Annotated in this window: 10 protein-coding genes and 2 pseudogenes; 4 read left to right on the top strand and 8 right to left on the bottom strand. The window is 68.5% G+C overall.

What is annotated here, in order from left to right:
* The first annotated feature begins 119 nt into the window (after window positions 1-119).
* Entirely contained in the window at window positions 120-551 is a 432-nt protein-coding gene (locus ACWDLG_RS44960) for a phage antirepressor KilAC domain-containing protein (protein ID WP_449931790.1), read from the top strand.
* A gap of 309 nt (window positions 552-860) precedes the next feature.
* Here ACWDLG_RS44960 and ACWDLG_RS44955 read toward each other — a convergent pair whose 3' ends face one another.
* Entirely contained in the window at window positions 861-1,787 is a 927-nt protein-coding gene (locus tag ACWDLG_RS44955) for a quinone oxidoreductase family protein (protein WP_449931788.1), read from the bottom strand.
* A 207-nt stretch (window positions 1,788-1,994) separates the two neighbouring features.
* Between ACWDLG_RS44955 and ACWDLG_RS44950 the strand changes: the two genes are divergently transcribed.
* Complete coding sequence (locus ACWDLG_RS44950; RefSeq protein WP_354923271.1) at window positions 1,995-2,447, top strand: MarR family winged helix-turn-helix transcriptional regulator; 453 nt, start codon at window positions 1,995-1,997, stop codon at window positions 2,445-2,447.
* A 73-nt stretch (window positions 2,448-2,520) separates the two neighbouring features.
* Here the strand turns inward: ACWDLG_RS44950 and ACWDLG_RS44945 are convergent, their stop codons facing one another.
* From ACWDLG_RS44945 to ACWDLG_RS44935, 3 genes are read right to left on the bottom strand one after another with little or no spacing between them, the layout of a single operon-like run.
* Window positions 2,521-3,180 carry a response regulator gene (locus ACWDLG_RS44945; RefSeq protein WP_449931785.1) on the bottom strand — a complete coding sequence of 220 codons (660 nt, stop codon included), beginning with the start codon at window positions 3,178-3,180 and terminating at the stop codon, window positions 2,521-2,523.
* Complete coding sequence (locus ACWDLG_RS44940; protein WP_449931783.1) at window positions 3,177-4,331, bottom strand: sensor histidine kinase; 1,155 nt, start codon at window positions 4,329-4,331, stop codon at window positions 3,177-3,179. The genes ACWDLG_RS44945 and ACWDLG_RS44940 overlap by 4 nt, the downstream gene beginning before the upstream one ends.
* Window positions 4,328-5,149: a CPBP family intramembrane glutamic endopeptidase gene (locus ACWDLG_RS44935; protein WP_449931781.1), complete on the bottom strand. Its 822-nt coding sequence runs from the start codon at window positions 5,147-5,149 to the stop codon at window positions 4,328-4,330. The genes ACWDLG_RS44940 and ACWDLG_RS44935 overlap by 4 nt, the downstream gene beginning before the upstream one ends.
* Window positions 5,150-5,578: 429 nt before the next feature.
* On the opposite strand from ACWDLG_RS44935, the gene ACWDLG_RS44930 reads away from it, so the two are divergent.
* Window positions 5,579-6,493, top strand: coding sequence for an alpha/beta fold hydrolase (locus ACWDLG_RS44930; RefSeq protein WP_449931779.1), 915 nt, complete (start codon window positions 5,579-5,581; stop codon window positions 6,491-6,493).
* 18 nt (window positions 6,494-6,511) lie between these two features.
* Here ACWDLG_RS44930 and ACWDLG_RS44925 read toward each other — a convergent pair whose 3' ends face one another.
* The gene (locus tag ACWDLG_RS44925; protein WP_449931777.1) at window positions 6,512-6,718 is read right to left on the bottom strand and encodes a hypothetical protein; all 207 of its coding nucleotides are present in this window, start codon (window positions 6,716-6,718) and stop codon (window positions 6,512-6,514) included.
* Window positions 6,719-6,773: 55 nt separating this feature from the next.
* Here ACWDLG_RS44925 and ACWDLG_RS44920 point away from each other — a divergent pair, with 55 nt between their 5' ends.
* Entirely contained in the window at window positions 6,774-7,937 is a 1,164-nt protein-coding gene (locus ACWDLG_RS44920) for a DUF4158 domain-containing protein (RefSeq protein ID WP_449931775.1), read from the top strand.
* 17 nt (window positions 7,938-7,954) lie between these two features.
* On the opposite strand, the pseudogene ACWDLG_RS44915 reads toward ACWDLG_RS44920, so the two are convergent.
* From ACWDLG_RS44915 to ACWDLG_RS44905, 3 genes and pseudogenes are all read right to left on the bottom strand, one after another.
* Window positions 7,955-8,431 (bottom strand): annotated as a pseudogene (locus ACWDLG_RS44915) (ATP-binding protein); the annotation flags it as partial.
* Window positions 8,412-8,807, bottom strand: a pseudogene (locus tag ACWDLG_RS44910) (Mu transposase domain-containing protein); the annotation flags it as partial. The pseudogenes ACWDLG_RS44910 and ACWDLG_RS44915, both read right to left, overlap by 20 nt.
* A 163-nt stretch (window positions 8,808-8,970) precedes the next feature.
* Window positions 8,971-9,825 (bottom strand): pentapeptide repeat-containing protein, encoded by an 855-nt coding sequence (locus tag ACWDLG_RS44905; RefSeq protein ID WP_449931773.1) that lies wholly within the window; start codon window positions 9,823-9,825, stop codon window positions 8,971-8,973.
* Window positions 9,826-10,810 lie beyond the last annotated feature (985 nt).

Below are 10,810 nucleotides of genomic sequence, written 5' to 3'. Positions count from 1 at the left end.
ATCGCGCCTGGGGGAGCGTCCCATGGTCGCGCCTATCTTCCGGCCGGCGCCCGGGTGGATCGGTCGCCACCGTAATTTGATCACCTTACGTCTGGCATTTGCCACGACCAACAGGACAGATGCCCAGCCACGCCGAAGCTCGGCGGGGCTGGGCCGACGAAGTCGAACGGCGCGAGGCCGCCGAGCAGCGCGTCGCCGAGTTGGAGCCCGCGGCCGCCCGCGCCCATCAACTGCTGGAGGCCGAAGGCGCGGCGCTGATCGGCACCGTGGCCAAGCGGCTCGGTGTCACGGAGACCTTCCTGCGGAGGTTCCTGCGTGGCGAAGGCCTGTTGTGCAGCTACGGCGCCAAGCGTAACGAGCCCATGGCCCGCTACGTCGCCTCTGGCCACTTCGAAGTCAAGGTACGCGTGATCGGCGAACCTCCTGTCCAGCGCACCACCACTTACGTCACTGGCAAAGGCGAGGCGCTGATCTGGGAGCGGCTGTTCTGCAAGGGACTGGTCACCGGCCCCCGTCCGACCACCCACCAGCTCGCCCTCGAAGGCCTCTAACCGCGCTCGCTCGTGCGGGCATCAGCAGCCGCATCGGGGCGCTGGTCCGTCCGCCGCGACCCCTACCCGTACGGCCCGCAGCGGCCGCACCAGCCCCGGACCCGCCCTCGGGCCGACCGGCGCCGAACAACACGATGAAGTAGCCACCCGATCGACGGCCCGGCGCTCTCTCCACGATCACCGGATCCCAGCCCGATGCCCCGAAGGGCGATCGCCGTGGCGATGCCGCTGACGCCGAGTCCCACGACCAGGGCCCGTTTCCTGCTGCTGCTCAGCGCAGTCATGGCTTCCTCCTCGGATGTGACACGGCTAGGGGACGAGGACGATGCGGTCGTCGGTCTCGGCGGTCCACGCCTGCGCGACCTGGACGAGGGGTACGGCGCGCGCCCGTACGTCGATCGCGCCCGCGGTCACCGCTGAGGCCAGTTCCGGCAGTTCGGCGAGGAAGTCGCGGGCGGGGACCGAGCCGATGCCGCTGCCGACGATCTGGAGGCGGGCGGAGCGCAGGGCCGCGGAGGGGATGGGCGCGGTTGGGCCGGCGATGGATCCGATCTGGATCCAGGTCAGCGGGGCGGTGCGGTCGGCGCGGGCGGTGAGCATAGGAATCATGGCGCCGGCGGCGGGTTCACCCCACACGTAGTCGATGACCACGTCGACGTCGGCCGCGTGGCCGATCTGGTCGAAGGTGATCGTCTCGTCGGCGCCGAGCGCGGTCAGCGCCTTCAGGCGGGTGGTGTCGCGGCCGGCGGCGATGACCTGGTCGGCGCCGAGCAGCTTGGCGATCTGGACCGCCATCCGTCCGGCGTTGCCGGTGGCGCCGAGGACGAGGACGCGCCGGCCAGCGTGGAAGTCGACGCGTCGGCGCAGCGCGACCCAGGACGACATGGCCGGGTTCATCGCAGCGGCGATCCGCACGGGGTCGATGCCGTCGGGCAGGATCACGCTGCGGCGAGGGTCGATGAGGGTGCGCTCGGCGAACGTGCCCAGAGTTGTGTCGTCCAGGGCCACGTAGCGGACGTTGCCCTCCTGGTCGCGTACCACACCGTCGACGCCGGGGACCAGCGGGTACATGCCGTTGCTGGAGTAGTGCGAGCCGTTCGCCTTGGCCTTGGTCAGATGGTGCAGGCCGGCCGCGAGGACCTCAACGAGCAGCTCGTCGCGGTGGCGTTCTGCGGGGTCGGGGTGGTCGCGATAGACCGGCAGGGCATCGGCTGCTGGGATGACGGCAGCGTGCATGGTGACCTCCAGAAAATGATTTGTATTACCAACCATCTCCATGGTGGTTGGTAATACAAACCATGTCAATAGGAGTCGGCGTGATCGATGCCGCATCCGTCGATCGCCTGGCGCGGGATCGGGACGCGAGGCGTACCGGGTGGCGGTGTCTGCCTCCTCGCTCCGGCATGGTTGGTATTGCCAACCATGCCGGACTAGCATGACGGCATGAGCTCCGCCGACGATGTCGTGGATGCCCTCGTCCGGGCCACTTTCGAGGTGGCAGGCGTGCTGACCCGCATCGGTGGTGAGCACGATTTGTCGCTCACCCAGCTACGGGTGCTCGGCATCCTCCGCGACCGCCGCGCCCGCATCACCGAACTGGCCGCCTACCTCGGCCTGGACAAGTCCACGATGTCCGGCCTCATCGACCGCGCCCAGCGCCGGGGGCTGCTGACACGCGGCAAGAACCCCGAAGACGGCCGGGTCGTCGAGGTGTACATGACCCCGGCCGGGCTCGAACTTGCCAAACGCGTGGAGGACGACATCCGGCGTGCCCTGGCGCCCGCGACCGGCCGCCTGGACCCGGAACAGCTCGATCGGCTCGTCAACCTGCTCGACATCGTCTCGGCCCGCTCGCCGCGTACACGCGCCGCACCGGGGCCGACGGCCGCGCGCTGATGGTCGAACAGGGCCACGGACGGTTCCTGACGTCTGCGGCGTTCGCCCCATCGAGGTTTCCGGGCGGCGTGCCTCAGGTCACCAGGCCCCTGCGGTAGGCGTAGACCACCGCCTGCACGCGGTCACGCAGGTCGAGCTTGCTCAGGATGCGCGACACGTACGTCTTGACGGTCTCCTGGCTGATCACCAGCGTGGCGGCGATCTCGCTGTTGGACCGGCCGTCGGCGATCAGGCGCAGTACCTCCAGCTCGCGCGGGGTCAGCGCGGTCTCGTCGGGCGTGTCCCGGGCCGGGCGGATCCGGGACGCGTACCTGCCGACGAGCTGCCGCGTCACCTCAGGCGCCAGCAGCGCGGCGCCCGCCGCGACGGTGCGGATGCCCTGCAAGAGCTGCGCCGGCGGGGCGTCCTTGAGCAGGAACCCGCTCGCCCCGGCGCGCAGCGCCTCGTAGACGTACTCGTCCAGGTTGAACGTGGTCACCACGAGCACCTTGACCGGATTCTCGACCCCGGCGCCGGCCAGCAGGCGGGTCGCCTCGATGCCGTCAAGCACCGGCATCCGCACGTCCATGACGACGATGTCGGGACTCAGCCGGCGGGCGAGCTCGACCGCGGCGCGGCCGTCACCGCACTCGCCCACCACCTCCAGGTCGGGCTGCGCGTCGATGATCGTGGCGAAGCCGGTGCGGATCAGCGCCTGGTCGTCGCAGACCAGGACACGGACCGGCGCGGTCATGACCGGCTCCCCGCAGGTATGCGGGCCCGTACCACAAAGCCGCCGCCCGCCTGCCGGTCCGTGCTGAACTCGCCGCCCAGAGCGTCCACGCGCTCGCGCAGTCCGGCCAGGCCCCGCCCGCTCCCGCCGGGGGAGGCGACCCTGGAGCCGGGGCCGTCGGTGCTGACCGCCACACTGATCTCCTTCTCGCCGTAGCGCACCCAGACCGCGGTGGGGCTGCCGTGGGCGTGTTTGAGGGCGTTCGTCAGGGCCTCCTGGACGACCCGATAGGTCACGAACTCGGCGCTGCCCACCGATTCCCCGGGGTCGCCCTCCTCGGTGAACTCCACCGGCTGCCCGGCCTGGCGGGTCTGCTCCACGAGCGTGCCCAGGTCTCCGGCGGACGGCATGCTGACGTCGGTATCGTGATCGGCTTTGAGCAGGTCGAGCATGTGCCGCAGGTCGGTGATGGCCCGCCGGCCGGTGTCGCTGACGGCGCTCAGTGTCGCGTCGAGGCGGTCGGGCGCGGCGGTGAGGTAGCGTGCCGCCTCGGCCTGCACGACCATCGCCGTCACGTGGTGCGTCACGACGTCGTGGAGTTCGCGGGCGATCCGGGTGCGTTCGGCGGCGCGGGTGGCCTCGGCGACGTGGCGGCGGCGTTCCGCCTCGGCGGCGCGGGAGGAGCGCAGCCAGGCCCCGATGCCCCATGCGAGGGCCAGAGCCAGGTAGAACACCACGTACCCTTCCACCCTCTCGCTCGCGCCGAGTCGGTCGAGCGCGAGCGCGAGCGGCACGTACGCCATGGAGAGGAGGACCACGGTGACGCGCCGATGGCGCTCCAGGTGGGCGCCCGCGCTGATGAGCGCGATGGGCATCGCGTTGCTGGCGAACATGTGGTAGGCGCGGAACTGGTCGAGAACGAAACCGAGCGACACCAGAGCAAGGCACACGGCCGGCCACCGCCGGCGGACGGCGAGCGGAAGGCACTCCAGGGCGATCACCACAAACGCCAGCGCGTCGAAGGGCCGGGCCGGCAGGTCGCCGACCTGAGTCCCCTTGCCGTGGAGCGCCGGCAGGAGCGATGCGATGGCCAGCAGCAGCCCGAACGGTAAGTCCCGGACCACGACGTCGCACCGCCGCCACAGGTCCGTGACCCGCCCTAGATCGATCATTGGGCGAGCGTAGCGGTCGCGCCGCGCCGGAGCGGGACCACGTTGCCGCGCCGGCGGGCCAGCCGCATGAACACGACCGTCAGCAGCAGGCCGAACGCCACCGCGTATGGGCTCGCCTCCGGCCCGAACTCGCCGCCCGTGAGCAGGGCTGGGCCCGACGTCACGCCGTGCAGCAGCCCCTGCGTCGCGCCGTTGCCCGAGACCTCGGTGCCGAAGATGCCGGCTGCGGCGAAGTTCCAGCCGAAGTGCACGCCGATCGGGACCCACAGGGTGCGGGCGGCGGCGTAGGCGGCGGCGAGCATGCCGCCCGCCTCGACCGCGACGGCGATCGCGCCCCACAGATCGGCGTGCGGGTTGAGCAGGTGCGACAGGCCGAACAATAGGCCGGTCAGCACCAGCGCCGGCCACGTCCCGGTGCGTTCCTCGACGATCCTGAACAGGATGCCGCGAAACAGCAGCTCCTCCGTCACCGCGGCGGCGGCCATGAAGCCGAGCAGCCCGACCGCGCCCGCCGGCGAGCCCGGGCCGTCGATCCGGTAACCGCCCACGAGAGCGATGTTCACGATGACGGCCGCGAACAACGCGACCCCGATCAGCGCCCCTCGCGCGATGGCGCGGGCGGCGCCTCGCGCCGCCACCTCCACAGGTGCCCGGCGCTCGGACCACCGCACCACGCGGGCGTACACGAGCACGGCGAGCAAGGCCGTCGCGACACCGAGGAACAGGGTAAGGAGCGGGCTTTCCTTCACCGCGCCCACGATCGCGCCGCCGGCGAAGGCGACCACCGCGACGGGCACGAGCTGTCTCAATAACCGCATGACGACTCCCTTACGTGGGGGACTGCGGTGGGGCGCCACCGCTACGCCGAGAAACGCTAGGGATCCGGCGGTCTGGGATCGTCCCCGTGCGGTGGACATTCGCGCGTAGCTCGCACGGGGGACTGGCGCACATGCGATTCGTCGCAGGACGCCGCCGCGTTCGACGTCGCCGCGGATGGCGTACATATCCGGCGGGGTCCGCACCGCACGACAGAGCGCGACGATCTCGGTCCTTCCCTGCAGGATCTCGGTCCTTCCCTGCCGGCCGCGCTTGTCCCCCACACGAGCTACCGGCAAATGTCCACCGCACGGGGACGATCCCGGACCGCCCGATCCATAGCGTTACGACACAGCCACGGCGCTCCGTCCGCTTTCCCGCTACACCGCCGTGCGCATCACCCGGCGCCGACTCCCTCACTGGAGGACCTCATGCTCCGCAAGATCAAGACACCCGTTGTGGCCGCGCTGTGCTGCACCATGCTCGGCGCGGGGGTCGCCGGCTGCGACGGCGACGCGGTGGAGAACTGGGACCCCTTCGCCCCCGCCACGCGGACAGCCGATGCCACCCCGATCTCCGGGACCGCGAAGATCGACGTCGCGGGGCGGTCGGTGAACGTGTCCTGTTCGGGCGCCCCGGAGAAAGGCAGGCCGGTCATCATCCTGATGCACGGAGCAGGCGATGGGCTGGACAAGCTCGCCGCCGTCCAGAAGACGCTGAGCAGGCAGAACCGGGTCTGTTCCTACGACCGGCTCGGCGCGGGCGCCAGCGACCAGCCGGACGGCCCGCAGAGCTTCTCCAGCACGGGCAAGATCCTGACCGGAGTGCTCGACCGGATTGCCGGTGACGGCCCGGTCGTCCTGGCCGGGCACTCGCTGGGCGGGCTGATCGCCGCCAGGTACGCCCCCGACCACCAGGACAGGGTCAAGGGGCTGGTCCTGATGGATGCCACCCCACCCACCATGGCCGGCGACATCACGAAGGCGATCCCCGAGTCCGCCAAGGGGCCGGCGGCCGAGGTACGCGCACAGAACCTCGCGATATTCCAGGGCGAGAACCCGGAGAAGCTCGTCATCACCGATGGCAAGGTCCGTTCCGCCGGTAACATCCCGGTGGAGGTGATCCAGCATGGGAAGCCGTACCTCGCGGCCGTCCCCGAGTACGGGCCGCGCCTGGAGCAGGCGTGGTCCGCGGGTCAGCGCAAGTGGCTCGCGCTGTCCCGCGGCAGCAAGCTGAGCACGGCCACGAACAGCGGCCACTACATCTACGTCGACCAGCCCGATGTCGCCGTCCAGGCCATTGAACGCGTCACCGCACGGGCCGCACGTCAAGCGCAGGGTGAGTAACCAGCCGGTTGTGATGCTTCAGACCGCCGAGCGCTCGGCCGCGCGGGCGGTGAGGCGTTCCCAGTTGCGGTGGGCGATGTCGGCCTTCTGCTTGTCGGTGAAGGGCGCGTCCTCCAGGAACGCGCGGGCGGCGCCGTTGCTGGTGTCGACATAGGGGAAACCGCCAGGACGGAAGCCGTAGGTGAAGGGGTAGTCGGTGGAGTACAGCATCCGGTCGGTGCCCATGACCTCGACGGATGAGCAGGTTGCTCGCTACGGCCGCTTCCCTGAGGAGCCGTCAGTGGCCGAGCTCGAGCAGTTCTTCCGCCTGGATCGCGCGGCGCTGGACGCGCTGGCCAGCAAGCGCCGCCCGACGACCCGCCTGGGATGGGCGGTGCAGTGGGACACGGTGCGCATGCTCGGGGTGTTCCTGACCGAGGCTCCCACCCAGGTTCCGGCCGGGGCGGTGGGGTTTGTTGCGGAGCAGCTGCAGCTCGATCCCGCGGATTTGGCCGACTACGGCCAGCGGCAGCAGACGGTGTACGAGCACGCCTGGGAGATCCGTGAGCTGCTGGGCTTTCACGACTTCGGCGCATGTGAGGCGGAGGTGCGGGCGTTCGTGGCGGCGCGGTTGTGGGCCTCCAACGAGGGGCCGCGGGCGCTGTTCGATCGGGCGCGGGTGCACATGCTGAAGGAGCGAATCCTGCTACCCGGCATCACCGTGCTCACCCGGTTGGTAGGCGAGGTGCGCAAGGCGGAGAACGACCGGCTGCAGGCGCTGTTGTCGGGCCGGCTGTCGGCCGGGATGCGCACCGCGCTGGAAGAGTTGTTACGAGTGGGCGAGGGCCGCCGGTTCTCTGAGCTGGAGCGGCTGCGCACGGCGCCGACGAAGGCCTCGGGCCGGGTGCTGTCGGTCCAGTTACAACGGGTGGCCGAGATCGCCGGGCTGGGCGCTGGCGGCGTGGTGGTCGAGCCGGTGCCGGAGGTGAAGCTGGCCGCGCTGGCCCGCTACGGCAAAGCCGCCAAGGCGCCTGCGCTGGCGGAACTGGCCGAGCACCGCAAGGCCGCGATGTTGCTGGCCACGGTGCGACACCTGGAGACCGCGTCGGTCGATGACGCGCTGGATGTGCTGGACCTGCTGATTTCGGCGAATCTGCTGGCGCGGGCCGAGCGGGCGGGCAGGACCGAGCAGCTGCGCACCTTCCCGAAGCTGCCTTCGGCGGCGCGCACGATGGCCTCGGCGATGGAGGTGCTGATGGACGCGCCGGAGGCCACCACCGATCGCCTGGTGTCGCTGGTGGAGGTATGGAAGGCGATCGAGGAAGTCGTGCCGCGGGAGAAGTTGGCGGCCGCAGTGGAGACAGTCGCGGCGTTCGTGACGGTCACCGACGACGACGCGGCGGCAGAGTGGCGATCCGAGCTGATCAACAGCGGGATGCGGCCAAGCCGGATGAGTTCCTCCTGAAGACGGCCGGTGTGATGGGCGTCGGCCAGCCGGCCCACCCATTCGGCCGCGGTGGCGAACAGGACACGATGGCCGGCCTGGCAAGCACGGATTCCCAGCCCGATGGACAGATGGGTCTTGCCGGTGCCGGGCGGGCCGAGGAAGACGACGTTCTCCCTGGCCGTGACGAAGTCGAGAGTGCCGAGGTGGGTGATGGTGTCGCGTTTCAAGGATCGTTGGTGGTCGTAGTCGAACTCCTCCAGAGACTTGCGGGCGGGGAAACGGGCCAGCCGGATGCGGCCCGCACCGCCGTGCGCTTCGCGGGCGGCGACCTCGCGTTGCAAGCAGGCGGCGAGGAACTCCTCGTGCGACCAGTCCTCGGCGCGGGCCCGCTCGGCAAGCCGCTCGATGGAGCTGCCAGCGAGGGTGCTTTGAGCGCCCGGGTCAGGTAGGCGAGTTCCGAGGCGACGTTCCTGGCAGAGTTCTTGGCTGCCATCAGATCGCCGCCTCCTCATTCGCCTGCTCACCAGCGAGGCCGAACATGTGGTCGTAGTCGGTGAGACGACGCTGTTCGACCTCGGTCATCACCGCGGGAACCGGGGCCAGGCGTTGACGCCGGAAGTTGCGGGCGGCCTGCTGGTGAGCCGGGTCGGTGAGGGTCTGGTGGGCTGCCCGGCATCGTTCGTGCTGGGCGACGTTCTTGCCGCCACAGGTCGCGGTGACGTGATCGAGATCGGCGCGGACTTCGACCAGACGGCCGATCGCGGCCGGGTGGACGGAGTAGTCGTTGGCATCGAGGCGGACGTAGTGGTCGCGGGGCAGCCGGGCCGAGGTGTTCCAGCCGATCTGCGGGGCGGTCGCGGGCAGGGGGAGCATCGCGGCCAGGTCCGCGAATCTGCTGCATGCCGCGACGTGAGGTTCGCTGCCGCATGTCCGGTGAATGTCCGATTTTCGGATCAGGAGCTGGTAGCGGCCCTATCCCAGGTGCCGTATCCGTAGCTGTGCATGCCACCTGATCTACGGATAGCGCGTCAACGTCTGTCAGCTCGGTTGATCACGGCCAGTTGGTGTCGGCATTCCACATCGTGACCTTCTTCAGTTGCTCCGCTGGAGGAAGTCCAACGGCACCGGCGAGGTTGGCGCCATTCAGGTTTGCGCGGTCGAGTCGAGCGCCGTTCAGATTGGCGCCGGACAAGTTGGCGCCAGCCAGGTTGGCGCCGGTTAGGTTAACGCCGACCATGTCCATGCCCGCTAGGTTTTGATCCACCAGAAAAACGCCCGTTAGGTTGGCTCCATGTAACCCTGCGCGATTCAGAGTTGTCCCTAACAAGTTCACTCTGCTCAGATTTGCACGCGAAAAGCTTGCATGGGTCAGGTTTGCTCCGCTCAGGTTGGCATCAGTCAGGTCGGCGCCCTCCAAGTTGGCTCTGGTCAGGTTCGCCCCGTAGATCTGGGCGCGAGCCAGATTGCTCCCAGCCAGCTCCGCGTCGGTCATGTTGGCCTTGACCAAGGTGGCATCACTCATGTTGGCGCGATAGATCAGAGCGCTGGACAGGTCGGCCGCATAGAGGTTGGCTCTCCGCAGATCGGCATCGGAGAGAAGCGTGTTGCTGAGACCGGCTTGATAAAGCTCAGCGCTGCCCAGGGCGGCCTTGGCGAGGTTGGAGCCGCTCAGCGTGGCATCACGCATGTAGCTACGGCTCAGGTTCACTCCCGAGAGGTTGCCGCGCATCAGTCGGACTCCCGTTAAGTCGACCGCATAAGAGCCGGTGGAGCCGGTCGTGGCGGGATTACGGCCAAGCACGGTGACAGCCGCTTGTAGATCAGTCGCCAGGAGGGCCGGCTTGCTGGACTTAACGTCTGTATCCGGGTCGTGCTCTCTGAGGTAAGCAGCAAGTACGTCCAACACGGCTTGGTGGTAGTCAGGAGAATCCCATATCGTTTTCTCAAGGGCATAAATCCCGCCTAGCTTTACATCCTTCTGGTCACTCCCGAGCTGCTCAACCGCTTTCGTAAACCGATCATTTGCCTGACCCTTCCGGCTCAGGTCGAGACTATCTTGCGCGATCTTTTGGGAATTTTCGGCTCTCTTCAATAGATTGTGCCGTCTGGGATAGGCCCAACCCGGTGAGGATGAGGCCTGCGATCACACCCATCGTGGTGAGAAGTTGCGCCACCGTCAGCGCGACCTGGTGCCGCTCTTGGCGTGCCGCCTGGTGTAGTTCGGCGCGCCGGTCGGGCGGCAGTGCCGCGAACTCACCTGGGGTAAGCCCCCAGGAAGCAGACTTTCGGGGATGCCCATGCTGCGGCTGTACGACTTGCTCGCGAGCCGCTCTGGCTCGCTGCGCTGTGACAGCAGTCGTGCGAGCAGATGGCTTGGGTGTGGTGCTGCGTTTGCTGGTAGGTCGCGCCATGGGCGACATTGTGCGATCAAGCAAATCTGAAAGCTAGCCTCAATCTTTCTCGATCTTGATCTGGTTGGCTAAGGGGTTCGGCTGGAGGTTGATTTTCCCGCTGTGGTCAGCGTGTGTGGCCCGGCTGTCGCGCCAGGTGGGCGGGGTTCCACGGGTCCGCGGCGTCTCCTTTCTCTATGCCGGGCACCGCAAGGCATGACACGAGGGCGTACGCCGCGTACCGAAGTGCAGAGCTGGGTTGCGTCCATGGGAGTGGTGTACGAATTTGACCTGGTCACAGGCGTGGCGGCGTGAAATGGCGACGGCCATCGCGTGATCCTTCGATTAGCGAAGATCAAGTTCGAAGGAGAACACGCGATGGCCGCGGACAACAGTGTGTCGCCCGAGCAGTGGCTGGCCAAGCAGATCGAGACCGGCGATCCAGACTTGTTGCGATCCATGGTGAAGACCATGGCCGAAGCGTTGATGTCGGCCGAGGCC

The organism is Nonomuraea sp. NPDC003727, from assembly GCF_053586935.1.
Note: the sequence above shows the minus strand (reverse complement) of the source record. Positions and strands in the feature narration are given on the sequence as shown.